This is a genomic window from Burkholderia ubonensis subsp. mesacidophila (genome assembly GCF_002097715.1).
In the GTDB taxonomy this organism is placed as follows: Bacteria; Pseudomonadota; Gammaproteobacteria; order Burkholderiales; family Burkholderiaceae; genus Burkholderia; species Burkholderia mesacidophila.
Genome location: NZ_CP020737.1, coordinates 1,850,884 through 1,875,956 on the forward strand (window position 1 = coordinate 1,850,884; position 25,073 = coordinate 1,875,956).

Genomic DNA, 25,073 nt, shown 5'->3' on the forward strand with positions numbered 1-25,073 from the left:
GTTGCGGAGAAGCGACGGGGGAAGGTGTGCAACTGCGGCGCGCTACGGCGCGTTTTCAAGCAGGCCGAGCACCAGCGCGCGGCGCACCGCGTGCTTGCGCGAGCTGGCGTCGAGCTTGCCGAACAGGTTCTTCAGGTGCCATTTCACGGTTTCCTCGCCGACGGCGAGCGCGACCGCGATTTCCTTGTTCGACAGGTTGCGCGCGAGCAGTTCGAGGATCGCGCGCTCCTTCGGCGTCAGCACGACGCTCGGCACCGCGCGCGGCCCGGCGGCGCTGCGCGGCGCGGGCGGCACGACGCGCGGCTGCGGCAGCGCATGGCGCGCCTGGCCTGTCTGGCCCGCGCCCGCGGCGTCCTCGTCGCCGACCCGGCGCGCCCAGTCCGCGACGGCCGGATGCGCGTCGGCCAGCGTGCGGGTGAGGCCGAACACGTCCGCGAGGTTCATCGCCTCGACGAGCCGCGCACGGCCGCCGCGGCCCGATTGCTCGAGCGCGAACGCGTTGAGCGCCATGATCTCGATGCGCGCGCGGCCGACGTTCATTTCGCGAGCGAGGGCGGCCGCCTCGTCGAGCGCCGCGCACGCGTCCTCCCAGCGGCGCGCGGCCAGCGCCGCGCCGGCATGCGCGGTGGCCTGCAGCAGCACGACGGGGCGCCGCCACAACGGCCCGTGGGCCGGGAACTCGGCGGCGGCGATCGCGTCGATCCGCTCGACCAGCGCGTGGCAGGTCGCCTCGCGATAGCGCGCCGCGTGGATCCGCACCTGCTCGGCGAGGCTCGCGACCGACAGGCGCGGCAGCCGGCGCGCGACGCCCATCGCGTCCAGCGCTTCGAGCAGGTCGATCGCGCGATGCTCGAGGCCGCGCAGCATCGCGACGCGCGCCGCGGTGCAGTAGCCGAGCAGCACCGTGTCGGGGATGCCCGCGTGCTCGAGCACGTCGAGCCGGTTCGCGAGCAGCGCGGCCGCCTGGTCGACGCGATCGGCCTCGTAGGCGAGCGCCGCGCACAGCGCCGCGAACATGCAGGTCAGCGGATGGCGGCGGCCGAGATCGGCTTCCGCGCGGGCCAGCGCGGGTGACAGCACGTCGTCCGCGAGCCGCACCTGCCCCTCCGACAGATAGCTGAGGCCCGTGATCAGCTCGCCCCAGCGCGCGACGTAGCCGAACCCGGCCGCCCCCTGGCCGCGCGCGCCGCGCGGCGCGGCCTGCTGGAAGCGACGCGCCCGCGCCGGCTCGCCGAGGATGATCGCGCGCGCCGACAGCCGGTTCGCGTGCATCTGCGCGAGCCAGGTCGCGGGCGGCGGCGCGAAGTCGGCCCACGGTTCGAACAGCTCGACGAAGCGGTCGATCTCGTCCGCGTAATACGCGGCCGCGCTCAGGATCAGCGCGCATTCGTAACGCATCGCGGGCGGCGTGTCGGGCGCGGCGAGGATGCCCGCGATCTGGCGGCGCGCCTCGACGTGCCGCTCGCCGAGCGCGAGCGCCCACGCGACCGCGATCCGCAGCGCCGGCCGCTTGTCGAGTTCCGCGTCGGGCAGGCGCGCGAGCCAGTCGAGCACGTCGTCGATGCGGCCTTCCTTGATCGCATCCTCCAGGCCGCGCTGCGCGAGCGCATAGGCGAGCGCGAGCTGGCCGGCCGCATACGCGTGGCGGGCCGCCTCGTCCGTCATCCCGTGCGCGTCGAGCCAGCCGGCCGCGCGCGCATGCAGCACGCTGCGCGCGGCGTCCGGCCCGGCCGCGAGGCGGTCGCGCAGCGCATCGCGCACGAGCGGATGCAGCCGGCACCAGTCGGAGTCGTCCGACGCGATGAAGAGCGGCGTGTCGCGTGCCAGGCGGGCGAGGCGCGCGGATGCGCCGGCGTCGTCGAGCAGCGCGTCGCAGAGTGACGGGTGCAGCCGGTCGACGACGCTCGCCTGCGTCAGGAACACCGTGTCGTCGGCCGACAGGTTCGCGAGCAGCAGCTCGACGAGCCGGTCGCGGGCGCCGCCCGCGCGCGCGGCGAGCGCATCGACGGCCTGGCGCGGATCGGCCGCGCGCGCCATCGCGGCCATCGCGAGCTGCAGCCCGAGCGGCCAGCCGTCGACGCGCTCGAACAGGCGCGCGCACGCGTCGGCGTCGACGCGCTGCGCGAAGCGCGCGCAGACGAGCGCGATCGTCTCGTCGAGCGTGAAGCGCAGCCAGTCGGGGCCGACCAGCAGGCATTGGCCGCCCGCGAGCAGGTCGGCCGCCGCCTGGTCGAGCCCGCGCCGCGCGGCGACGACGACGCGCAGGTTCGGCGGCGCGTTGTGCAGCACGTAGGTCAGCGCGTCGAGGCCGGCGGCGGGCAGCCGCTCCGCGTCGTCGACGATCAGCAGCGCGTCGATCGACAGTTGCGCGACTTCCGCGAGCCACGCGGTCATCCCTTCCAGCGCGCGCGCCGCATCGGGCGCGCCGCGCGCGATCAGGCGGCCGAAGCCGGGCCGCGCACAGCCGGTCCGCACCGCCTGCACGAGCCCCTGCAGCAGCCGCGGCGCGTCGTCGCGCTCGTCCGCCGACAGCCAGATGACCGCGCGGCCGAGCGCCAGCCATTCGCGGCGCCATTGCGCGAGCAGCGACGTCTTGCCGTAGCCGGCCGGCGCCTGAACGAGCGTGATCGGGCGTTCGTCGAAGCCCGGCGCGGCGAGGCTCAGCCGCGCGCGGGCGAGCAGCTGCGCCGGCACGCGCGGCGCGGTGGTCTTCAGGACCAGCTCGGTGGGGGCGGTGTCGGCGCGATCGGGTGGGTGGGCCATCGGGGGAGCAGGTCGGAATTCCGGCGATGCGTTGCAGGCCGGCGTCCGGTATGGAACGTGGGGGGAAGGATCGACCGAACTCCCTGCGGGCGTCAATCCCCCCCGACACGAGTGGGGCCGCAACGCGCCCGCGCCGATAGCATGGGTCCCGTTGAATCACGCATGCGACGAGGAGAGCGCCCATGACGACTGCATCGACCGGCACGCCCGCCAGCCTGCCGCTCGCCGGATAAGCGGAGCCGCGCGATGTATCGCCATCTGCTCGTGACGGTCGACGGCGCGCCCGGCGGCATCGACGCGGTCGGCCATGCGCTGGAGCTTGCGCGGGCCGTGAGCGCGCGGGTCACGTTCGTGCTGTCCGGCGCCGCGCCGCACGCGTATTTACCCGGAGCGCGGATGCCGGAGCACGGTGCGAAAGTGGAAGCGGCGGCGCGGGCGCAGGGCGTGTCGTACGCGATCGCGCCCGCCGGCGGCACGCCGCTGCCGGAGCTGGCCCGCGTGCTCGGCTGCGACCTGATCTGCGTCGCGGCGCTGCCGCACGGCGCGCACGCCGGCGCAGGCGCGCAGCGGCGGCGCCTGTTCGCGGCAAGCGGCGTGCCGGTGCTGGTGTGCGCGGCCTCGCATCCGCCGGCCGCGGCGCGCGTGATCGCCCGCTGTCTGGACGCGCATCGCGCGGTGGCCGCGCTGCTGCATGCATTGCAGCGGCATGCGGCGCACGCGGGCGAACCGGGGCCGGATGCCATCGCGTGCCGCCGCGTGCTCGCGGATCTCGCCGGCCTGCAGGCGCAGCGTTTCGGCGCAGGCGCGGAAGCGCGGCTGTTCGCGACGCTGCGCGCCCGAACCGAGAGCGTCGAAGCCGAGCTGGACGAGCTCGACCGCCAGCATCGCCGCGATGCGCAAGCGCTCGATGCGCTGGCGCGGATGGCCGGCGATGCGCAGCCGGGCACCGCGTTCGATGCGGCGCTCGCGTGCTACGCACGCGGCGTGTTCGAGCAGATGGGGCGCAAGGAGGGGGTGATTTTCCCGGCGGCGCGGCGCTACCTGAGCGACGCCGACTGGGCCGAACTGGATGAGGGCCCGGCGCAGCGCGCAGCCGCGACGCCGGGCGCGGACGAACCCGAGGACGCGCGGCGCGCGTCCGACTGACTTATCACGGAGACACACATGGCACATGCAGTGCGATTCCATCAGACCGGCGGCCCGGACGTGCTGCGCTGGGAGCGCGTCGAGGTCGGCGACCCGGGGCCCGGCGAAGTGCGCGTGAAGCACGCGGCGGTCGGCCTGAACTTCGCGGACACCTATTTCCGCAGCGGGCTTTACCCGGTGCCGCTGCCGTCCGGCATCGGCGTGGAAGCGGCGGGCGTGGTCGAAGCGGTCGGCGATGGCGTGACCCACGTCGCGGCCGGCGATCGCGTGACCTATACGGGCTTCATCAACACGCTCGGCGCGTACAGCACCGAACGCCTCGTGCCGGCCGCGCCGCTCATCAAGCTGCCCGACGCGATCGCGTGCGACACCGCGGCCGCGATGACGATGCGCGGCCTCACGTCCGCGTACCTGCTGCGCCGCATCCATGCGTTCAACGCGGGCGACAGCATTCTGCTGCATGCGGCGGCCGGCGGCGTGGGCCTGATCGTGTCGCAGTGGGCGAAGCTGCTCGGGCTGACCGTGATCGGCACGGTGTCGAGCGAAGCGAAGGCGGAAGTCGCGCGGGCGCACGGCTGCGATCACGTGATCCTCTACCGGCACGAAGACATCGCGGGTCGCGTGCGCGAGCTGACCGACGGCAAGGGCGTCGACGTCGTGTTCGACAGCGTCGGCAAGGACACCTTCGATGCGTCGCTGGATGCGTTGAAGCGCCGCGGCCTGATGGTGTGCGTCGGCACCGCGTCGGGCCCGATCCCGCCGTTCAATCCGCAGCTGCTCGCGATGAAGGGCTCGCTGTACCTGACGCGCCCGGCGCTTGCCGACTACATCGCCGATCCGGCCGAGAAGGCGGCGCTGGCGGGCGAGCTGTTCGACCACGTCGCCGCGGGCCGCATCCGGATCGAGATCAACCAGCGCTATGCGCTCGAGGACGCGGCGCGCGCGCATCGCGACCTGGAAGCGGGCAAGACCACGGGTTCGTCGGTATTCGACGTGTGAGGAGCCGGCCATGCGAGTCGAACCACTGACGTGCGCGATCGGCGCGGAACTGTCCGGCGTGAGCCTGGCGGACGCCGTGCACGACGACGACCTGTTCGCCGGGATCCGCGCACTGCTGCTGAAGCACCGCGTGCTGTTCCTGCGTGACCAGGACATCTCGCGCGCCGAGCACGTCGCGTTCGCGCGGCGCTTCGGCGAGCTGGAGGACCATCCGGTCGCGGGCAGCGATCCCGACCATCCGGGCCTCGTGCGGATCTACAAGTCGCCCGACCAGCCGAACGACCGCTACGAGAACGCGTGGCACAGCGATGCAAGCTGGCGCGTGGCGCCGCCGAACGGCTGCGTGCTGCGCTGCGTCGAGTGCCCGCCGGTCGGCGGCGACACGATGTGGGCGAACATGGCGCTCGCGTACGAGAACCTGCCCGAGCACGTGAAGCGGCAGATCGACGGGCTGCGCGCGCGCCACAGCATCGAGGCGAGCTTCGGCGCGGCGATGCCGATCGACAAGCGGCTCGCGCTGAAGGCGCAGTATCCGGACGCCGAGCATCCGGTCGTGCGCACGCATCCGGAGACGGGCGAGAAGGTGTTGTACGTGAACGCGTTCACGACGCACTTCACGAACTTCCACACGCCGGAGCGCGTGCGCTTCGGGCAGGACGCGAACCCGGGCGCGGGGCAGTTGCTGCAGTACCTGATCAGCCAGGCGTATATCCCCGAATACCAGGTGCGCTGGCGCTGGCGGAAGAACAGCGTCGCGATCTGGGACAACCGCAGCACCCAGCATTACGCGGTGATGGATTACCCGCCGTGCGTGCGCAAGATGGAGCGCGCGGGGATCGTCGGCGACGCGCCGTTCTGAGTAACCGTCTAGCGAGTCAAGCGGAATGAAGCGAACTGTCCCAAGGTGTGCTGGTTTTGACCATGGCGTTGAGCACGGTCAGGAGCTTGCGCATGCAGGCAACCAGCGCGACCTTGGGCGGTTTGCCTGCGGCGATCAGTCGTTGATAAAAAGCGGCAATAGCGGGGTTGCGTCGCGAAGCGGTGAGCGCTGCCATGTACAGGACGCGACGGATATCGAACCGTCCGCCTTGAATGCGCCTGTGCCCCCGGGTAGTTCCCGAGTCCCATGCCATCGGAGCGACGCCAACCAACGCAGCGATCTGGCGGCGATTGAGCCGGCCAAGTTCGGGCAGTTCTGCGATCAAGGTAGCACTGGCCACTGGGCTGATACCGCTTGCCGAGCGCAGCAGTTCGTCGAGTGCGCTGTAGTGCGCGCGGACGTGGGTAACCATCTGGGCGTCGACATCATCAAGCTGCTTGCGGATGGCGTCGATCATGGCTTCTATGCTCGGGCGTACGACCGGAATGGCCAGCTGCAAACGCTGCCGCTCGGACAGCAACATGCCGAGCAACTGACGACGGCGTGTGACCATGGCGGCCAGCGCTTGTTGCTGGGTGTCGGCCAGCGGTCGAATGAAGTTGGCCAGATCCTTGCGACGAACCAGTACCGATGCGAACTCCGCCAGCATGTGAGCATCGATCGTATCGGTCTTGGCCAGACGCCCCATCGACTTGGCAAAGTCGCGCGCCTGACGCGGGTTGATCACGGCGACCGGCAAGCCTGCCGCCTGCAACGCACACGCAAGCGCCGCTTCGTAGCCGCCCGTGGCTTCCATGACGACCAGAGCCACGTTCAGGGGTTGCAGGGCCGCTGCCAGGGCCGAATGTGCCTCGGCATCGTTAGCCCATCGCTGCGCAATGCGTTCGGCGCCCAATACCGCAATATCGACGTGCTCCTTGGCTACGTCGATACCCACCATTACTGAGGAAGCAGACATGATCTTCAGATCCCTTGCTTGTGCATGCGCCCTCGATCAGATCGGGGCGGGTAACCGTTCGGGTTTCGGGAAGACCAGCACGGCAACCGTGCGTTCTGTACTCAGAAACGGGCTCATTGGCCCAAGCGCGAATCAAACTACACGGTTCAGTCTGGTTGCTCCCAGACTTTACCGTACCGGTCAGGCTTGAACATACAAGCGCGGCATCGCGACACACACATACAACGATTCAAACTGGAGGACGACATGCAATTTCTCGACGATTCGCTGCACCCGGAAAACCAGGACAAGGTGGTCATCACGGTCGCGCCGTACGGCCCCGAATGGATGCCGGCGGATTTCCCGGAAGACATTCCGGTGACGATGGACGAGCACGTACAGAAGGCGGTGGATTGCTACAACGCCGGCGCGACCGTGCTGCACCTGCACGTGCGCGAGCCGGACGGCAAGGGCAGCAAGCGGCTGTCCAAATTCAACGAGCTGCTCGGTCGGCTGCGCGACGCGGTGCCCGACATGATCCTGCAGGTCGGCGGCTCGATCTCGTTCGCGCCGGAAGGCGAGGGCGCCGAAGCGAAATGGCTGTCCGACGACACGCGCCACATGCTCGCCGAACTGAGCCCGAAGCCCGACCAGGTGACGGTCGCGATCAATACCGTGCAGATGAACATCACCGAGCTGATGAACCGCGAGGACATCGCCGGCACGTCGCTGAACGACGCCGCGTACTGGGAAGCGTATCGCGAGATGACCGTGCCGGCCGGGCCCGGCTGGGCCGACGAGCACCTGCGCCGGCTGCAGGCGGCCGGTATCCAGCCGCACTTCCAGCTCACCGGCATGCATGCGCTCGAAACGCTCGAGCGAATGATCCGCCGCGGCGTGTACCGCGGCCCGCTGAACGTCACGTGGGTCGGCATCGGCGGCGGCTTCGACGGCCCGAACCCGTACAACTTCATGGAATTCGTGCGGCGCTGTCCGGACGGCGCGTGCATCACGCTCGAATCGCTGATGAAGAACGTGCTGCCGATCAACACGATCGCGATGGCGATGGGCCTGCATCCGCGCTGCGGGATCGAGGACACGATCATCGACCAGAAGGGCAACCGCATGACGTCGGTGCAGCAGGTCGAGCAGTGCGTGCGGATCGCGCGCGAGCTGGGCCGCGAGGTTGCGACCGGCAAGGAGGCGAAGGCGATCTACAAGATCGGCGTGCAGTACGACGGCGTCGACGAGACGCTCGCGCAGCTCGGGATGGCGCCGAACCGCCGGCCGGGCCAGGTGAACGTGCCGCTGCGCGCGGCCTGACGCGGCGCGCGGCCGGGCGGCCGGTGCTCGCGCCGTCGCCCGCGGATCGTTGTGGCGTGGCGCCCACCCTTGCGCATCGCGCAAGGCGGACTCCGGGAAACGGAGCGGGGCCGCGCAAACCGTGCCGAGGCGCGATGGCGCGCGGCACCGGAGGAGACACGCATGCTGATTCATCACGTCGAGCCGTCGTTGCAGGACCTGGCCGCGGCCCGCGGCCGCACGCCCGCGTTCGCGTGGCTCGTGTTCGGGCTGACCGTCGGCCTGTTGCTGTCCGACTACATGTCGCGGCAGGTGCTCAATGCGGTGTTTCCGCTGCTGAAACACGCGTGGGGCCTGTCCGACACGCAGCTCGGCTCGCTGAGCGGCATCGTCGCGCTGCTGGTCGGCGTGCTGACGTTCCCGCTGTCGGTGCTCGCCGACCGCTTCGGCCGCGTGCGCAGCATCGTGCTGATGGCCGCGCTGTGGAGCCTCGCGACGCTCGCCTGCGCGCTGTCGACCAGCTACGCGGAAATGCTCGCGGCGCGCGGGCTCGTCGGGCTCGGCGAGGCCGCGTACGGCAGCGTCGGCGTCGCGCTGATCCTGAGCATCTTTCCCGCACACCTGCGCGCGACGCTGACCGGCGCGTTCATGGCCGGCGGCGCGTTCGGCTCGGTGTTCGGGATGGCGCTCGGCGGCCTGGTCGGCGCGCATCTGGGCTGGCGCTGGTCGTTCGGCGTGATGGCCGCGCTCGGGCTCGTGCTGCTCGTCGCGTACCGCTGCGTCGTCACCGAACGGCGGCTCGCGGCGTGCCGCGCCGAACCATGCCGGCGCGAGGCCGCCGCGCCGCGCGGGATGCGCGGCAGCCTGCGCGTGCTGATGACGGGGCTGTTCGCGTCGCGCTCGGTGATCTGCGCGTATGTCGGCAGCGGGCTGCACCTGTTCGTGCCGGGCGCGATGTTCGCGTGGCTGCCGAGCTACCTGAACCGCTACTACGCGATGGCGCCCGACCGGGCCGCCGTGCTCGCGGCGGGTTTCGTGCTGCTTGCCGGCATCGGGATGGTCGGCTGCGGGATCGTCACCGACCGGCTCGGCAAGGCCGACGGCGCGCGCAAGTGGCTGACCGCGATCGTCTATTGCCTGCTGACCTGCGGCAGCCTCGCGCTCGCGTTCCGGCTGCCGCCCGGGCCGCTGCAGCTCGCGCTGATCGGCGTCGGAATGCTGGTCGGCGCGGGCGCGTCCGGCGCGTCGGGCGCGATGGTCGCGAACCTCACGCCCGCCGCGATCCACGCGTCGGCGTTCGCGACCCTCACGCTCGCGAACAACCTGCTCGGCATGGCGCCCGGGCCGCTCCTGACCGGCTGGGTGGCCGATCACGTCGGGCTCGGCGCGGCGCTGCAATGGATTCCCGTCGTGCCGCTCGCGGCGGCGGCGACGTTCGCGATCGGGCGCGCGAGCTACGCGGCCGATCTCGTCCATCTCGAACGCGTGCAGCGCGTGCCTGCTCATTCCTGAACATTCATGGAGACCGTATGACCCTGGCTAACCTGCCCACCATCCTGATCGTGCCCGGCTTGCGCGATCACGTCGAAGACCACTGGCAGACGCATCTCGAACGGCGCCTGCCGCACGCGCGCTCGGTCGCGCCGCTGGAGCACGACAAGCTGAGCCGCGCCGCGCGCGTCGCGGCGCTCGATGCGGCGCTGGCGGCGATCGACGGCCCCGTCATTCTGGTTGCGCACAGCGCCGGCGTGATGATCGCCGTGCATTGGGCGCGGCAGGCGACGCGCCCGATCGTCGGCGCGGTGCTCGCGACGCCGGCGGATCTCGAAACGCCGATGCCCGCGCCGTATCCGTCGATTGAAGCGATACGGGACAACGGCTGGCTGCCGGTTCCGCGCGAACGCCTGCCGTTTCCGAGCCTCGTCGCGGCGAGCCGCAACGATCCGCTCGCGCGCTTCGAGCGCGTCGAGGCCATGGCGGCGGAGTGGGGCAGCCGGTTCGTCGATCTGGGGAAGGTCGGGCACCTGAATCCGGCGTCGGGGTATGGCGAGTGGCCGGGCGCGCTTGCGCTGGTCGCGGAGGTGCAGGCGCTTGGGGCGGCGTGATGGCGAGCCGATTCGAGGAAATCGGGCGTAGCGGGACGCGATGCTTCAACCTGTGGACGAGAGCTATGATCACCGTCGTGACGGGCGTGAATTGACAGAGCCGCGAACCGTTTGATTCGATTGAATTTTCCGTATGAATGGAGTGCTGCCGTGACCGCTAAAAGGAAGGAATTGCATGGGGTCGAGTTGAAGCCTCGCACGATCATCCGCCCGAAGGTGGAAGTGAAAGCTTCGACTGCCACTGAAAAGAGCGACGTTCTTCGCGCGGCACGCAAGGTCATTTCCGAGCATCGAGACGTGCTGATCGCATTGAAGGATCGCTGACTTGCTCGACCTCGATTACGTCATCACTATCCATGACGAAATCATCAGGGACCTTGGCGGTCTTGGTGGTTTCGCGCATGGTGGCCGCGGCGGTGTCGAAGTCGCGCTGCATCGCGTCGAAAATCATGCGCATTATGCGGGCCTCGATGATGTGTTCGGCATGCCGCGACTTACGCCACAGCGATAGCACGTGGCCACGTCTTCAACGACGCAAACAAGCGCACGGGGTTGACTTGTGCGCTCACCTACCTTGAGCAGCAGGGGATTACGATTCCGCGTCTTGCTGATCTTGAGGAAATCATGGTCGAGGTTGCCGATGGCCAGGTGACGGGCGAAGAACTCGCCGAATACCTCAGCGCTGTTTGGGAATTGTCACAGTCACCTCGTTCCACTATCGACTAACCATTCGAGGACAGGCGAATGGCGCGCTATGCCAAGCTGCTGCGCTTTCGATGTACCAGTCGAACCGGTTCCATCTCTCCATTCGTTGATGTCTGACGTCCTAACACGCCAGGTCATCCCCGCCCGCCCACGCGCGAACCACGCCTGCACATGAATCGGCACACGGCAGACGGGTTTTTGTTAGGGAAACTCCCGTCCCGGTCGTCACGGTTTTTTGTTGACCGACATCGTATAACAAAGTCATGATTTCCCGAAAGAAAGGTCCCATCCACCTGACCGCAAGCGAGGAGACATGAACTCATCCAGGATCGCGCGCCGCGTCCGCCGCATCGCGTTGGCGCTGGGCTTCACGTTGTCGGCCACGGCCGCCGTCGCCGCGCCGGTGTCGATCAACGTCGTCGACGTCGCGGGCAACCTGCAGCTCACGCAGAAGGCGATCGAGGCGTTCAAGGAGAAGAACCCGAACCTCGTCGCGAACGTCACGTTCACGAACGCGCCCGCGCCGCAGCTGCCGGGCAAGATCAAGGCGATGCAGGCGGCCGGCCGCTCCGACATCGACCTCGTGCTGACCGGCACCGACGCGCTCGCGGCGGGCATCGAGCAGAACCTGTGGCTGAAGCTGCTGCCCGACAACGCGGGCGCGCTCCCCGGCGTGCTCGACAAGTACGCGCCCGGCCCGCGCAAGATGCAGGATCTCGCGCAAGGGTTCGGCCTCGAAGTCACGTACATGCCCGCCGGGCCGCTGCTCGAGTTCAACCCGGCGAAGGTCGGCGATCCGCCGAGAACGCCCGCGCAACTGCTCGCGTGGTGCAAGGCGCATCCGAACAAGCTGATCTACGCGCGTCCGGCGAACTCGGGCCCGGGCCGCACGTTCCTGATGGGGCTGCCGTACGTGCTCGGCGACAAGAATCCGCAGGACCCGATCAACGGCTGGGACAAGACCTGGGCGTTTCTTAAAGCATTGAACGACTGCATCCCGTACTACCCGGGCGGCACGTCGGCCGTGATGAAGGAGCTCGGCGAGGGCACGCGCGACATGACGGTAACCGTCACCGGCTGGGACCTGAACCCGCGCGCGCTCGGCATCGTGCCGGCCGAGTTCCGGATCCAGGCGTTCGACGACATGACGTGGGTGAACGACGCGCACTACATGGTGATCCCGAAGGGCGTGCCGAAAGAGAAGCTCGACGTGCTGTTCAAGCTGATGAACTACCTGCTCGAACCCGCGCAGCAGGCGATGACCTACGACGACGGCTACTTCTATCCGGGCCCGTCCGTGAAGGGCGTGACGCTGGAGATGGCGCCCGCGCACAGCCAGGAGGTCGTCAGGAAATTCGGCCGCCCCGAGTACGCGAAGCTGCTGGCCGAGCGTCCGCATATGCAGCCGCTCAGCGCGCAGGCGATGGTCGCCGCGTTCCAGAAGTGGGACCGGGAGATCGGCTCGCAGAAGTCGAAGTAACGCATCGAAGCAACCCGTCGATTCACGCATGACCTGGCGGGCGCCGCGGCGCCCGCGCCATCGGAGGCCGTCAGGAAGATCGCGATGAAGCACACTTTCGAACAGCTGCGCCTCGACGCGGTATGCCGCAGCTTCGCCAATGCGGAAGGCGCGCAGGTCGCCGCGTTGAGCGGGCTCGACCTCGACATCCGGCGCGGCGAGTTCATCGCGCTGCTCGGCCCGTCCGGCTGCGGCAAATCGACGGCGCTGAACTGCATCGCGGGCCTGCAGCCGCTCACGAGCGGCGGCATCTGGCTCGACGACGAACGCATCGACGTGCTGCCGCCCGAGCGCCGCGGCTTCGGCATGGTGTTCCAGAACTACGCGCTGTTCCCGCACATGTCGGTGCTCGACAACGTCGGCTTCGGCCTCAAGATGCGCGGCGTGTCGAAGCAGGACACCCGCAAGCGCGCGCATGCGGCGCTCGAACTCGTGCAGCTCGTTGGCCACGAGGGCAGGCTGCCCGGCCAGCTGTCCGGCGGCCAGCAGCAGCGCGTCGCGATCGCGCGCGCGATCGTGATCGAGCCGCCGCTCGTGCTGATGGACGAGCCGCTGTCGAATCTCGACACCAAGCTGCGCATCGAGATGCGCGCGGAAATCCGCCGCATCCACACGCAGCTCGAACGCGCGACGATCTACGTGACGCACGACCAGGACGAGGCGCTGTCGATGGCCGACCGGATCGTCGTGATGAAGGAGGGCGTCGTCCAGCAGGTCGCGTCGCCGAAGGAGGTCTACACGCGGCCGCACAACCTGCACGTCGCGCGCTTCATGGGCTATCGCAACGTGCTGCCGTTCACGCTCGAAGGAATGGCGGGCGAGCACGTGGCGGTCGCCGCTTCCGGCGTGCGGCTCACCGGCGTGCCGATGGCCGGCTTCGACCGCAAGGACGTCGCGGTCGCGCTGCGTCCCGACGATTTCGTGCGCGCCGACGCAGCCGACGACAACGCGTTCGACGCGACGGTCGAGACCGTCGAGTACGGCGGCCGCGATTCGCTGATCCGCGCGGTCGCGCCGTTCGGCAAGATCTGGGCGCGCGTGGCCGGCGAATTCGGCGAAGGCGAGCGGCTGCGTCTTCGTATCGCGCCGGAGCGCACGCTGGTCTATGCAGGGGAAACGGAATGAACCGCCCCCACGCTCACATTCGTTCGCTGCCCCGCAAGGGGGCGGCTGCCGTCCACGGCCGGCTTTGCAAAGCCGGCCGGCTGCGCGGGCGCGGAGCGGTGCTCCGCGAATTCCCCGCTACGCCCCTTGGGGCGGCCCGGCGGGAGGCGGCATGAGCACGCTCCTCGCGCCCGCCGCGCCGCGCGACGCGAAAGGCTGGCTCGTCACGCCCGCGCTCGGCTTCATCGTCGCGCTGTTCATCTATCCGTTCGCGTACGGGCTCGTGCTGTCGTTCCAGCCGATGAACGGCGGCGGCGCGCTCGCGAACTACGTGCAGTTCTTCACCGACACCGCGATGTGGCCGACCGTGATCGTCACGCTGAAGCTCGCGGTGCCGGCGACGCTGATCAACGTCGGGGTGTCGGTGCCGGTCGCGTTCGCGCTGCGCCGCCATTCGCCGTACCAGAAGCTCGTGACGACGCTGCTCGTGATTCCGGTTACGCTCGGCACGGTGCTCGTCGCGGACGGGATGCTCACGTATTTCGGCCCGAACGGCTGGTTCCCGCAGGCGCTGCAGGGGCTGCACCTGTACACGGACGAGGTGCGCCTCACGCACAACTACTGGGGCGTGCTGCTGTCGCTGATCGTGTCGGGCTTTCCGTTCGCATTCCTGCTGATGCTGTCGTACGTGAGCGGCATCGACCCGACGCTCGCGCGCGCGGCCGCGACGCTCGGCGCGAACCCGTGGCAGCAGTTCCGGCAGATCTACCTGCCGCTGCTGGTGCCGGGCCTGACGATGGCCGCGTGCCTGTCGTTCGTGCAGGCGTTCTCGGTGTTCCCGTCGGCCGTGCTGCTCGGCGCGCCGGCCGGGCCGACGCGGGTGATCTCGATCGCCGCGGCCGAGGCCGCGTTCGAGAGCTACGACTATGCGCTCGCGTCGGCGATCGCGATCGTGATGGGTTTCGTGCAGCTGGTGGTGGTCGCGTCGATGCTCGGCGCGCGCCGCTTCTTCTATACCGGGCCGGTGACGGGAGGCAAGGGCTGATGGCGACCGACAATCATGCCGCGCGGACGTGGCCGTCGCAGTCCGGCCCGCACGACGCGCGACGCGACGACGGCGCGCGGCCCGTCAACACGATGAAACCGCAGAAGGCGCGCCGCAGCGCGGCCGCCCGTGCGTGGCAGGCGCTCGTCTGGGGCGTGATGGCGTTTTTCCTGCTGAACGTGATGCTGCTGATCGCGACCGTCGCGGTGAACTCGGTGGCGACGCGCTGGTTCGGCACGCCGCTGCCGCAGGGCTTCACGCTGCACTGGTACGCGAAGGCGTGGGAGGACTTCCAGCTCGCGAGCGTGCTGTGGGTGACGGTCGAGGTGGTCGGCGCGGTCGTGCTGCTGTCGATCGCGCTCGGCGTGCCGGCCGCCTATGCGCTCGCGCGCGCGCAGTTTCAGGCCAAGCGCTTCGCGCTGCTGGTGTTCCTGCTGCCGCTGATGGTGCCGCCCGTCACCTACGGGATTCCGATGGCGACCGTGATGTACAAGGTCGGGCTCGCGGGCACGCTGTCCGGCGTGATCCTCGCGAACCTCGTGCCGGCGCTGCCGTTCGTGATCCTCGTGATGACGCCGTTCATCGAGCAGATCGACCCGAACCTCGAATCGGCCGCGCGCATCTTCGGCGCGAACACGTGGCGCTATTTCCGCTACGTGCTGCTGCCGCTGCTGGTGCCGGGCATGCTCGCCGCGGGGCTGCTCGTGCTGGTGCGCACGATCGGGATGTTCGAGCTGACCTTCTTCACCGCCGGGCCGAGCACCCAGACGCTCGTCGTCGCGCTGTACTACGCCGTGTTCTCGACCGGCGTGCGCGCGCCGCAGTCGATCGACGCGATGGCGATGATCTACATGGCGATCACGCTCGTGTGGGTCGTGATCGCGCTGCAGTTCGTGAGCCCGACGCAGCTCGTGAGCCGCGTGAAGCAGGAGCGGCAGTAGCGCGCAGCGCGAGCACGCAGTGCAATTGGTTACAAATGGATACCGTGTACGGGGCGCGAACGTTGCAGACTACGCGGCATACCGGCGCGCGCCCGGCGTCCTGCGGGGCGCGGGCTCGGCGCGCTTCCCATTGCTCACCGGATCACGGATCACCATGAAGTTCCACACGCTGCTGACGCTTGGCGTCTCGACGATGCTCGTCGCCGCCTGCAACCTGTTCCACGCCGGCCCCGGCGCGCGCGACGTCGACGCGGCCGTGCGCCGCGCGCTCGAAGCCGAAAACCACGGCGGCCTCAACGCGCTGCTCGGCCAGCCGCTGCCGGTGTCGGCCGACGTCGTGTCGGTCAAGCCGGACGGCGACTGCAAGAAGCTCGGCGAGCGCACCTACGCGTGCAACGTCGTGTTCACGTGGCGCGACCCCGACAATGCGCCGACGCGCGCGGAGCTGACCTTCGTGCAGGGCGCCGACGGCGCGTGGCAGACGTCGAACGTCGACGCAGCGCTTGCGACCGGCGCGGCGAAATCGCTGATCGACCGGATCGGCAAGGCGTGGCCGGGCAGCCCGGCGAGCGCAGCGTCGGCCGCGCACTGACGCAGCGGGCCGGCCGGCGCGGGTTGCCTGGTTAATGGTGGCTGAAAAGCGCATCGGCGCCGTGCGCCGGCATCATGCGATTGCCCGACTGGACCGTCGCGCCGGCTTCGCTGCCGATGCCCGAGGCGGGAGCGATGCGCGCCTCGGCCGCCTGGATGTCGTCCGGATAGTGGTTGCGCGACGGCTTGTAGCCGGACTGTTCGAGTTGCCGCAATTGCGACACGACTTCGGCGCGCGTGACCGGCTGGCCGGCGGATTGCGCAAACGAAGCGACGGGTGCCGCAAGCGCGGCGGCGACGGCGAGCAGGGAAAGGGCGGATTTCATCATCAGGACCTCCGAAAACGGGATAGCCGGCAGGGGCGACCGTGCCCTCAACCGACAGGCTCATCTTTGACGATCCGCACTTAAGCGAAGATTAACGGCGGCCACCCGCGCACCTCCCGCCCATCCTAGGGAAAACCCTTATTTGAGATATAATGTCGACCTCGAAGAAAGGTCGAATCATGCCTGAACGTTTACAAGCCCTTGAAAGAATTGCATTTTCGCTGGTCTGCATGTCCGCGGTCGTGTGTTCTGCATTCCTCGCCTACGCACAGCATCCTGAAATCAAGGATGCGCTCCGCGAGGGCGAAGTCCTGATGCGCGAAAGCGCCAAGTACTCGGTGATCTGCTCGCCGAGCAAGGTCGATCCCTGCGCCGAAATGGCTGCGTATTGAACCGGATCGCGTGATGCCCGCGCGCAGGTCGCCGAACCCGGCGCGCGTTGCATCGCCAGGTTTCCCTCCGGCGCCGTCTTGCGCGCCAAATCCTCCAGACTCCAATCTCCCGAGCCTGTTTCTGTTTCGTACCGCTCAACCCGCCGTCACGACATGGCGCGGCGCGCCGTCGACAAACGCGGCGATGTTGTCCACCAGCTGATCCGCGAGCGCCTGCACGGCTTCGTCGCTCGCCCACGCGACATGCGGGGTGAGGATGAACCCCGGATGCGACAGGATCGCCTGGAACGGATGCGCGGCCGGCAGCGGCTCCTCGCTGACGACATCGAAGCCCGCGCCTGATATCTGCCCCGACTGCAACGCCTCGACGAGCGCCGACTCGTCGACGAGCCCGCCGCGCGCGGTGTTGATCACGAGCGGCCGGCGCGCCATCCGCGCGAACGCGGCCGCGTCGATCAGATGCCGCGTCGCGGGCGTGAGCGGGCAGTGCAGCGACACGATGTCGCTGTCGCGCAGCAGCGCGTCGAGCGGTGCATAGCCCGCTTGCGGATCGGTGTGGCCGCCGTGCGCGGCGAACAGTACGCGCATGCCGAGCGCATGCGCGATGCCGGCCACCGCGCGCCCGAGCGCGCCGTCGCCGACGATGCCGAGCGTCGAGCCCGCCAGATCCCGGATCGGAAAATCGAAGAAGCAGAACTGGCCGCTGTCGAGCCAGCGGCCCGCGCGCACCGCGTCGCGATACGCGACGAGGCTGCGGCGCAACGCGAAGATCAGCGCGAACGTGTGTTCGGGCACCGTGCGCACCGCGTAGCCGCGGATGTTGCTCACGACGATGCCGCGCGCGGCGCATGCGGCGAGGTCGACGTGGTCGGTGCCGGTTGCGGCGATCGCGACGAGCCGCAACCGTTTTGCGCCGGCGAGCGCTGCCGCGTCCAGCCGGACCTTGTTGACGATCACGGCGTCCGCGTCGCGGATGCGATCTGCCACGTCGGCTGGCGCGGTGCGCTCGAACGCGTGCAGCGTGTGCGGAAACGGCAACGGCTTCAGCACGGTGCGCGGCGACAGCGTCGCGCGATCGAGGAAGACGATGTTCACGGGGGCATGGGTCATGGTCGGGCCTGTTGGTGTCGGTGACATGCGTCCGGAGGAGAGAGCGGACGCGGGAAGCGCACGATTGTGCGTGCCGCGCATCCGCGAGATTTGATCGTTGCGCCAGTGCGCTTTCCCGCGGGGAAAGTCGCGACCGACCATCCGCCCGGCACGAGGCCGGACTGCGCACCGCCAGCCTTTCCATTCCGGAAAGCCAGCTTGAGCATCGATCGATTTTCGGGCGGCGCGATCCCGGTCATGATCGCCGTCATGGACAACACGACTTCATCGGAGACAGCCATGACGAGACCGCTGGATGGCATTCGCGTGCTGGAACTCGGGCAACTGATCGCCGGGCCGTTCGCGGGCCGGATGCTCGCCGAGTTCGGCGCGGACGTGATCAAGGTGGAGCCGCCCGGCACCGGCGACCCGCTGCGCAAATGGCGGATGCTGCACGACGGCACGTCGGTCTGGTGGGCCGCGCAATCGCGCAACAAGACGTCGCTGACGCTCGACCTGCGCACGCCGGAAGGCCAGGACGTGATCCGCCGGCTCGTCGCCGATGCCGACGTGCTGATCGAGAACTTCCGGCCCGGCACGCTCGAGGGCTGGGGGCTCGGCTGGGACGCGCTCTCGGCGATCAATCCCGGGCTGATCATGCTGCGCGTGTCGGGCTACGGGCAGACCGGGCCGTATCGCGACCGGCCGGGCTTCGGCGTGATCGCCGAGGCGATGGGCGGCCTGCGGCACCTGACCGGCGAGCCGGGGCGCACGCCCGTGCGCGTCGGCGTGTCGCTCGGCGATTCGCTGTCGGGGCTGCACGGGCTGATCGGCGTGCTGCTCGCGCTGCGGCATCGCGAGCAGCAGGGCGGCAAGGGGCAGGTCGTCGACGTCGCGCTGTATGAGTCCGTGTTCAACATGATGGAAAGCCTGCTGCCCGAATACGCGGTGTTCGGCGCGGTGCGCGAGGCGGCCGGCAGCAGCCTGCCCGGCGTCGTGCCGACCAATGCGTACCGGTGCCGCGACGGCCGCTATGCGCTGATCGCGGGCAACGGCGACAGCATTTTCCGGCGGCTGATGGAACTGGTCGGGCGGCCCGATCTCGGCAACGATCCCGCGCTCGCGCACAACGACGGCCGCGTCTCCCAGGTCGAGCGCATCGACGCGGCGATCGGCGCATGGACGGCGCTTCAGGACCGCGACGACGTGCTGGCCGCGCTGAACGAAGCGCGGATTCCGGCGGGGCGGATCTACGACGTCGCCGACATCGCGGCCGATCCGCATTACCACGCGCGCGGGATGATCGTCGACGACACACTGCCGGACGGCACGCCGGTGCGCGTGCCGGGCATCGTGCCGAAGCTCGGCGCGACGCCCGGGCGCATCACGCGCTCGGCGCCTACGCTCGGCGAGGGCACCGACGCGGTGCTCGACTCGCTCGGCATCGATGCGGCGACGCGCGACGACTGGCGCGCGCGCGGCGTGATCTGAACCTTCACGGACGACATGACGATGACAGGCAAACGGCTTCACAAACGGCTCTACATCAACGAAGTCGCGACGCGCGACGGTTTCCAGAACGAGGCGCGCTTCGTCGACACCGACGACAAGATCGCGCTCGTCGACGCGCTGAGCGCATGCGGATACGCGAAGATCGAGGTGACGTCGTTCACGTCGCCGAAGGCGATTCCGGCGCTGCGCGACGCGGAAGTCCTGATGCACGGCATCGCGCGCGCGCCGGGCGTCGTCTACACGGCGCTGGTGCCGAACGTGCGCGGCGCCGAGCGCGCGCTGTCGTGCCGCGTCGACGAAGTGAATCTCGTGATGTCGGTGAGCGAGACCCACAACCGCGCCAACCTGCGGATGACGCGCGAGCAGTCGTTCGCGCAGCTGCGCGACGTGATCGACGCGGTGCGCGGCGCGGGCGTGGGCGTGGCGATCAACGTGTCGCTGTCGACCGCGATGGGCTGCCCGATGGAAGGCGACGTGCCGGCCGAAGCCATGCTCGCGTGGATGCAGCGCTTCGCGGACCTCGGCGTGCACGGCTTCACGTTGTGCGACACGACCGGCATGGCGTATCCGTCGCAGGTGCGCGAGCTGTGCGAACGCGCGGCCGAGCGCTTCGGCGCGTTCGCGCTCACGCTGCATTTCCACAACACGCGCGGCATGGCGCTCGCGAACACGCTCGCGGCGCTCGACGCCGGCATCGTCCGCTTCGACGCGTCGCTCGGCGGCCTCGGCGGCTGCCCGTACGCGCCCGGCGCGACCGGCAACGTGTGCACCGAGGAACTCGTGCACATGCTCGAACTCGACGGCTATGAGACGGGTGTCGACCTCGCGGCGACGCTCGCCGCGGCCGCGCGCCTGCCGGCGCTGCTCGGGCATGACGTGCCGAGCCAGATCCTGAAGGCCGGGCGCCGTTCGGACCTGCATCCCGCGCCTGCGTCGACGGCGGACGGCATGCCGGCGCAGCGGGCGGGCGCGTGACGCTTTCGATTTTCATCACAAGGAGAACAACATGGCGCTGATCGATCACCTCGACCACCTCGTGCTGACCTGCGTCGATCCCGATGCGACCAAGCACTTCTATGTCGACGTGCTGCAGATGCGGCTCGAAACCTTCGGCGCGGGACGCATCGCGTTCCGCTTCGGCAACCAGAAGATCAACCTGCACGTGCGCGGCGCGGAATTCGAGCCGAAGGCGCACCTGCCGGCGCCGGGCGCGCTCGATCAGTGCTTCATCGCGTCGGTGCCGCTCGATGACGTGATCGCTCACCTGAAGCGGATGAACTGGCCGATCGTCGAAGGGCCGGTCGAGCGCACCGGCGCGACGCAGAAGATTCGTTCCGTTTATGTGCGCGATCCCGATCTGAACCTGATCGAGATTTCAGAGCTGATCTGACGCGCGCTCGCGCCGTATCTGCCGATCAGGCCGCCTGGCGTGCCTGGTCCTTGCCATCCCCGATTCTCTCCCTTCGATCCGCGCCCGGTCCCGCCGCGACCGGGCTTTCCGCACTTTCGCCGCACGGCCGGTTGACGCACAATCGGTCACGGCGCGCCGGCCCGCGCGATGCGCATCGCGCCGCTCCCATTCTCGGTAGACACGCAATACGACATGGTGAATCCGCTTCATTTCGACCTGCAGTCGCTGCGGGTCTTCGTGCTGGTCGCGGAGCACGGCAGCCTGACAAAGGCGGCCGAGCACGGCCAGCTCACGCTGTCCGCGGTCAGCAAGCGCATCGCGGAACTCGAGAGCGTGACCGGCAGCGCACTGTTCATCCGGCACGCGCGCGGCGTCGAGCTGACGCCCGCCGGCCGCGCGCTGCTCGACCATGCGGCGAAGGTTATCGACCAGGTGAACCGGATGGCGCACGAGATGAGCGATTACGTCGCGGGGGTGCGCGGGCATATCCGCGTGTGGGCGAATACGTCCGCGATCGTTCAGTTCCTGCCGGTCGATCTTGCGGGTTTTCTCACGTCCAATCCGGGTATCAAGGTCAGTCTGGAGGAGAGACTGAGCCACGAGATCGTCGACGCGCTCGCGTCGGGCAAGGCCGATCTCGGCGTGTTCGCCGATAACGTGCCGGCGCCGGGCATCGAGCGCCGGCTGTATCGGCGTGATGAGCTCGTGCTGCTGGTGCCGCGTGGGCATCGTTTTGCGGAGCGGGGGACGGTTCGCTTTGCGGATACGCTGGACGAGGATTACGTCGGGCTCAGCGACGGCAGCTCGCTGCTCGCGCGGATGACCGACGCGGCGTTCGCGGTCGAGCGGTCGTTGAAGCTGCGGATTCAGGTGTCGAATTTCGACGGGGTCAGCCGGATGATCGAGGCCGGGTTGGGCATCGGGATTCTGCCGCGGGATGCGGTGACTACCGAGCGTGCCGGGTCGCGGCTGTGTGTCGTGAAACTTGACGACGCGTGGGCGACGCGCACGCTGTGGGTCGGGGTGAAGGCGGGGAGCGTGCTGACGACGGATATCGCGAAGCTGTTTGATTTCATGTCGGCGCGGTGACGGGGATCGGCGGGGTGGGGGTGCGGCGAGTATGAGTCGTTCAGAGCCACCGACCGCATATGGCTATGTCTAACCTGCGCGCCATGCCAGGTAGGGCGCGCAGCCAGGCAGGGCCGCATCGATTCGTCCGCAAAACTGACCGCCTGGTGAAACAGTTACAAGATAACTATTGACGCTGATGCTGCCCAGCGGTTAGTGTGTCGTCCGAAGTTCAAGAAGTTCGATTGCTGTTCATCAATTGCTCGCGCCTCAGCGGTATTCGTTGTCCTCTCCCTCCTTGACGCTTCACGCGCTCTTTTACAGAGCAAATCTTCGTATTTTTTTCTCAAGGATTCTTCATGGATACCGGTACCGTTAAGTGGTTCAACGACAGCAAAGGCTTTGGCTTCATCACCCCGGACAAGGGCGGCGACGACCTGTTCGCTCACTTCTCCGAAATCAGAGCCGACGGCTTCAAGACGCTGGCTGAAAATCAGAAGGTGAGCTTCGAAACGAAGCAAGGCCCGAAGGGTCTGCAAGCGGCTAACATCAAGCCGCTGTAAAGTGTGAAGGACCCGGCGTCCCGCGACGGACACCGGGTTGCAGCGACACCCTCGCGGAGCCTTGTCTCCCAAAGTTGGCGCGATCGCTCTTAGCTGCATCTGCTTTTGCAGCAACTGGCCAAGCGCCACACGCCTCGTTGCGCTTCATTCTCCCCCCTGGCTGCAACGCCCTTTTTTCGCTTTCCGGCTGCTTCAGATTCGGCTCGCAATGGCTTTGAATCGGCGCACCCGTGCACGTTTCGCACGGCACGCGCGCACTCGAACATCATTAAAATTAAAATGCAGAACAAACAAATTCAACAATACAACGGCTATGCCGTCCAACCCTCGGCGCATCGTTTGCCCGACGGTAGTTTTTCATCCAACCTGCTGCTCGAACGCACCGATAGCGCGTGCGCCGAAGGCAGCTACCAGTTCTATTCGCTCGATTACTTCACGAGCGAAGAGCAGGCGCTGCAGCACTCGACCCGCTGGGCACGCAACTGGGTCGACACGCGCGGTTAAAGGCGATACCCCAGTTCGAGACAGCCAACGCATTTGAGGCACCAGGGCGCGCGCAACAAAGCGCGCCCAAACATCACGCGCGATCGATCCGTTACCGTGCGATCCGATCCGCGCGCTCAGTTCGAACTTTCGGATTTTCCCTTTCGACGTCTTCGGCACGCTACGCTCTCTCGGCATCGAGGTCGACGACGCAGTCGAGATGGCGGAGCAGATCGAAGTGAGAACGCAGGTGTGGCCGGACGGCGATCACCCATCGGTCACGTCATCCACTCGAAGCATCGCCAGGACATTCAGGCGTTGGTTCCATCGAGGAACCGGCCATCCAAATTGCTTCGTTCCGTGTGGCGATATTGGGTCGGCAAGCGGCATCTACGGAAACCCACGAAGAACCGAACGAGAGTAGCGCTCAAGCGACGCGCACCGCCGTACCGCCGAGTGCCCCCTTTCCACATCGAATCACACCGGATTGATCTCATCCTGACTCCGCCGCGTAGTCAGCGGCCCGAGCACGCGCAACGTAACGGCGACGATCCCAAGCGCAACCGAGATCACCCCGAACATCGCACCAGCGCCGTACTGCACAAGCACTGGCAGCAGAATAAACGGCAGCACCCCACTAACGATTCGCGACAGCGCATACGTGCTGCCGATCGCAGTCGACCGCACGCGAGCGGGAAAAATCTCCGCCTGATAAACGTGATACGCGTTGCTGAACACATTTGACGCGCAAGTCGTCAACACGCCGAAGCAGACGATCAGCGCGGTGTTCCCCGAGTACGCGAAACCAAGACCAAACACCGCGATCGACAGAATCGACCCGATCACCAGCGTGCGGCGCTCGATCCAGTTGAGCAACGGAATCGACAGCAGCGAGCCGATCGGATAGCCGACGAACGACAGCGCGATGAACAGCGTGCTGCTGGTCACGTCGAAGCCGCGGCTCTTGACCACCGCGCCCGCCAGCGTGCCGAAGCCGTAATAGCCGAAGCCCTGGAACAGATGAAAGATCGTCAGCATGAGATAGCGCTTGTCATACGACTGGCGGCGCAGCAGCGCGATGCGCTCGCGCAGCGCCAGCGGCCGCTGCGGCTCCGCCGTGGTCGTGAAGCGCGCCGGCATGCTGACGCCTGCGCTGTCGGCGAAGCGGCGCAGCATCGCATGGGCCTCGTCAACGCGTCCTTGAGCCAGCAGCCAGCGCGGGCTTTCCGGCAGCCGGCGCTGAACGAACAACACGTACACGGCGCCGAGGCTGCCGATCGCGAGGATGATGCGCCAGCCGGCCACGCCGCCGACGTGCATCGGATTGAGCCACACCGCGAGAAAGCCGACGAGCGGCACTGCGACATAGGAAGTCGTGTAAGCCCACGCAGCAAGCCGCCCACGGCGTGCCTTCGGCAGAATCTCCGACAGGAAGCTGTCCGCGACCGGATAGATCGCGCCGACGCCGATGCCGGTCAGGAAGCGGCAGATCACCAGCATGTCGGCGTTGACCGAGAACGCGCCGATCAGCGAGAACGCGCTGTACCAGATGAGGGTCAGCAGGAACGCCTTGCGCCGGCCGATGCGGTCGGCGAGGCTGCCGAGGCACATCGCGCCGAAGAACATGCCGATGAACGCGGACGCGAGCAGCAGCTTGAAATCGCCGCTCTGCGGGTTCAGCCCGTATTCGTGCTGCAGCGCGGTGCCGATCGTACTGACGAGGAAGATCTCGTACATGTCGAAGAACAGCCCGATGCCGATCACCCACACGACGAAGCGGTGCAGCGCGCCGACCGGCAGGTCGTCCATGAAATCGCCCAGCGTGACGTCGCGCGCGGTGTGGCGCGCCGCGGCTGCATCGGCGGCGCGGGCGGGCGACGCGGGCAGGCTCGCGTCGCCGCCCAGGTCGAGGAATTGGCTGTTCATCGTGTCTCCTGATTTTCGATATGCCGCGGCGCTGGGCCGGGAAGCGACGGCGTCCGGGATGCGCCGATCGTCCGGCACATAGTGGGCGACTTCGGCGCGCACGAAAATTGAGCAAGCCTCAAGCGTCCTTTCCCGGCGAGAAAGGCTGGCGAAGCGCCCGTCTGGAGGGGCGCGGCAGGCCGCACGCGGTGTCGGGTACCGGACTCGAACCGGAATGGCCATCGCGTCCCATCACACGGTGCGATCGCGCCTGTCTCCTTGTGTTT

The 25,073-nt window shown here is 68.2% G+C and carries 26 protein-coding genes; 21 read left to right on the forward strand and 5 right to left on the reverse strand.

Annotation, left to right across the window (positions count from 1 at the left end; genetic code table 11):
* Positions 1-42 precede the first annotated feature (42 nt).
* Entirely contained in the window at positions 43-2,763 is a 2,721-nt protein-coding gene (locus tag B7P44_RS08750) for a winged helix-turn-helix domain-containing protein (protein WP_084902920.1), read from the reverse strand.
* A 246-nt stretch (positions 2,764-3,009) separates the two neighbouring features.
* On the opposite strand from B7P44_RS08750, the gene B7P44_RS08755 reads away from it, so the two are divergent.
* Genes B7P44_RS08755 through B7P44_RS08765 form a run of 3 tightly spaced genes read left to right on the forward strand, consistent with a single transcriptional unit; the run spans position 3,010 to position 5,767 of the window.
* On the forward strand, positions 3,010-3,909 hold the full coding sequence (locus tag B7P44_RS08755) for a hemerythrin domain-containing protein (RefSeq protein ID WP_084902922.1): 900 nt from the start codon (positions 3,010-3,012) through the stop codon (positions 3,907-3,909).
* 18 nt (positions 3,910-3,927) lie between these two features.
* On the forward strand, positions 3,928-4,908 hold the full coding sequence (locus B7P44_RS08760) for a quinone oxidoreductase family protein (protein WP_084902925.1): 981 nt from the start codon (positions 3,928-3,930) through the stop codon (positions 4,906-4,908).
* A gap of 10 nt (positions 4,909-4,918) precedes the next feature.
* Positions 4,919-5,767 carry a TauD/TfdA dioxygenase family protein gene (locus tag B7P44_RS08765; RefSeq protein ID WP_084902927.1) on the forward strand — a complete coding sequence of 283 codons (849 nt, stop codon included), beginning with the start codon at positions 4,919-4,921 and terminating at the stop codon, positions 5,765-5,767.
* 16 nt (positions 5,768-5,783) lie between these two features.
* Here B7P44_RS08765 and B7P44_RS08770 read toward each other — a convergent pair whose 3' ends face one another.
* Positions 5,784-6,746 (reverse strand): IS110 family RNA-guided transposase, encoded by a 963-nt coding sequence (locus tag B7P44_RS08770; RefSeq protein WP_084902930.1) that lies wholly within the window; start codon positions 6,744-6,746, stop codon positions 5,784-5,786.
* 246 nt (positions 6,747-6,992) lie between these two features.
* Here B7P44_RS08770 and B7P44_RS08775 point away from each other — a divergent pair, with 246 nt between their 5' ends.
* The 11 genes from B7P44_RS08775 (at position 6,993) to B7P44_RS08815 (ending at position 16,038) form a co-directional block, all read left to right on the forward strand.
* Positions 6,993-8,048: a beta-keto acid cleavage family enzyme gene (locus tag B7P44_RS08775; protein ID WP_084902933.1), complete on the forward strand. Its 1,056-nt coding sequence runs from the start codon at positions 6,993-6,995 to the stop codon at positions 8,046-8,048.
* Positions 8,049-8,210: 162 nt separating this feature from the next.
* On the forward strand, positions 8,211-9,539 hold the full coding sequence (locus tag B7P44_RS08780) for an MFS transporter (protein ID WP_084906538.1): 1,329 nt from the start codon (positions 8,211-8,213) through the stop codon (positions 9,537-9,539).
* A gap of 17 nt (positions 9,540-9,556) precedes the next feature.
* A complete protein-coding gene (locus tag B7P44_RS08785) occupies positions 9,557-10,132 on the forward strand; it encodes an RBBP9/YdeN family alpha/beta hydrolase (RefSeq protein ID WP_084902936.1) in 576 nt (191 codons plus the stop codon).
* 150 nt (positions 10,133-10,282) lie between these two features.
* Positions 10,283-10,456: a hypothetical protein gene (locus tag B7P44_RS37105; RefSeq protein WP_167389800.1), complete on the forward strand. Its 174-nt coding sequence runs from the start codon at positions 10,283-10,285 to the stop codon at positions 10,454-10,456.
* Position 10,457: 1 nt separating this feature from the next.
* Entirely contained in the window at positions 10,458-10,643 is a 186-nt protein-coding gene (locus B7P44_RS37465) for a hypothetical protein (protein WP_231716676.1), read from the forward strand.
* The gene (locus B7P44_RS37470) at positions 10,640-10,858 is read left to right on the forward strand and encodes a type II toxin-antitoxin system death-on-curing family toxin (RefSeq protein WP_231716683.1); all 219 of its coding nucleotides are present in this window, start codon (positions 10,640-10,642) and stop codon (positions 10,856-10,858) included. The genes B7P44_RS37465 and B7P44_RS37470 overlap by 4 nt, the downstream gene beginning before the upstream one ends.
* A 292-nt stretch (positions 10,859-11,150) precedes the next feature.
* Positions 11,151-12,317 (forward strand): extracellular solute-binding protein, encoded by a 1,167-nt coding sequence (locus B7P44_RS08795; protein ID WP_084902939.1) that lies wholly within the window; start codon positions 11,151-11,153, stop codon positions 12,315-12,317.
* An 84-nt stretch (positions 12,318-12,401) separates the two neighbouring features.
* The gene (locus tag B7P44_RS08800) at positions 12,402-13,481 is read left to right on the forward strand and encodes an ABC transporter ATP-binding protein (protein ID WP_084902941.1); all 1,080 of its coding nucleotides are present in this window, start codon (positions 12,402-12,404) and stop codon (positions 13,479-13,481) included.
* A gap of 151 nt (positions 13,482-13,632) precedes the next feature.
* Positions 13,633-14,505: an ABC transporter permease gene (locus B7P44_RS08805; RefSeq protein WP_084902942.1), complete on the forward strand. Its 873-nt coding sequence runs from the start codon at positions 13,633-13,635 to the stop codon at positions 14,503-14,505.
* Positions 14,505-15,446 (forward strand): ABC transporter permease, encoded by a 942-nt coding sequence (locus tag B7P44_RS08810; RefSeq protein WP_084902944.1) that lies wholly within the window; start codon positions 14,505-14,507, stop codon positions 15,444-15,446. Before B7P44_RS08805 ends, B7P44_RS08810 begins: the two co-directional genes overlap by 1 nt.
* Before the next feature lie 154 nt (positions 15,447-15,600).
* The gene (locus tag B7P44_RS08815; protein ID WP_084902946.1) at positions 15,601-16,038 is read left to right on the forward strand and encodes a hypothetical protein; all 438 of its coding nucleotides are present in this window, start codon (positions 15,601-15,603) and stop codon (positions 16,036-16,038) included.
* A 31-nt stretch (positions 16,039-16,069) separates the two neighbouring features.
* Here B7P44_RS08815 and B7P44_RS08820 read toward each other — a convergent pair whose 3' ends face one another.
* A complete protein-coding gene (locus B7P44_RS08820; protein WP_084906540.1) occupies positions 16,070-16,363 on the reverse strand; it encodes a DUF4148 domain-containing protein in 294 nt (97 codons plus the stop codon).
* 179 nt (positions 16,364-16,542) lie between these two features.
* Here B7P44_RS08820 and B7P44_RS08825 point away from each other — a divergent pair, with 179 nt between their 5' ends.
* Positions 16,543-16,755, forward strand: coding sequence for a hypothetical protein (locus tag B7P44_RS08825; RefSeq protein WP_084902949.1), 213 nt, complete (start codon positions 16,543-16,545; stop codon positions 16,753-16,755).
* 135 nt (positions 16,756-16,890) lie between these two features.
* Here B7P44_RS08825 and B7P44_RS08830 read toward each other — a convergent pair whose 3' ends face one another.
* Positions 16,891-17,865 (reverse strand): D-2-hydroxyacid dehydrogenase, encoded by a 975-nt coding sequence (locus B7P44_RS08830; protein WP_088511428.1) that lies wholly within the window; start codon positions 17,863-17,865, stop codon positions 16,891-16,893.
* Between the two features lie 279 nt (positions 17,866-18,144).
* Between B7P44_RS08830 and B7P44_RS08835 the strand changes: the two genes are divergently transcribed.
* From B7P44_RS08835 to B7P44_RS08860, 6 genes are all read left to right on the forward strand, one after another.
* Positions 18,145-19,335 (forward strand): CaiB/BaiF CoA transferase family protein, encoded by a 1,191-nt coding sequence (locus tag B7P44_RS08835; RefSeq protein ID WP_084906542.1) that lies wholly within the window; start codon positions 18,145-18,147, stop codon positions 19,333-19,335.
* Between the two features lie 15 nt (positions 19,336-19,350).
* Positions 19,351-20,331, forward strand: a complete 981-nt coding sequence (locus tag B7P44_RS08840) for a hydroxymethylglutaryl-CoA lyase (RefSeq protein ID WP_084902954.1) — start codon at positions 19,351-19,353, stop codon at positions 20,329-20,331.
* A gap of 31 nt (positions 20,332-20,362) precedes the next feature.
* On the forward strand, positions 20,363-20,746 hold the full coding sequence (locus B7P44_RS08845) for a VOC family protein (RefSeq protein ID WP_084902956.1): 384 nt from the start codon (positions 20,363-20,365) through the stop codon (positions 20,744-20,746).
* A 213-nt stretch (positions 20,747-20,959) separates the two neighbouring features.
* Positions 20,960-21,856 carry a LysR family transcriptional regulator gene (locus B7P44_RS08850; RefSeq protein ID WP_084906544.1) on the forward strand — a complete coding sequence of 299 codons (897 nt, stop codon included), beginning with the start codon at positions 20,960-20,962 and terminating at the stop codon, positions 21,854-21,856.
* A gap of 338 nt (positions 21,857-22,194) precedes the next feature.
* Positions 22,195-22,398, forward strand: coding sequence for a cold-shock protein (locus B7P44_RS08855; protein ID WP_013591514.1), 204 nt, complete (start codon positions 22,195-22,197; stop codon positions 22,396-22,398).
* A gap of 279 nt (positions 22,399-22,677) precedes the next feature.
* The gene (locus tag B7P44_RS08860; RefSeq protein WP_084902959.1) at positions 22,678-22,902 is read left to right on the forward strand and encodes a hypothetical protein; all 225 of its coding nucleotides are present in this window, start codon (positions 22,678-22,680) and stop codon (positions 22,900-22,902) included.
* Positions 22,903-23,358: 456 nt separating this feature from the next.
* Here B7P44_RS08860 and B7P44_RS08865 read toward each other — a convergent pair whose 3' ends face one another.
* A complete protein-coding gene (locus tag B7P44_RS08865; RefSeq protein WP_084902962.1) occupies positions 23,359-24,807 on the reverse strand; it encodes an MFS transporter in 1,449 nt (482 codons plus the stop codon).
* Positions 24,808-25,073 lie beyond the last annotated feature (266 nt).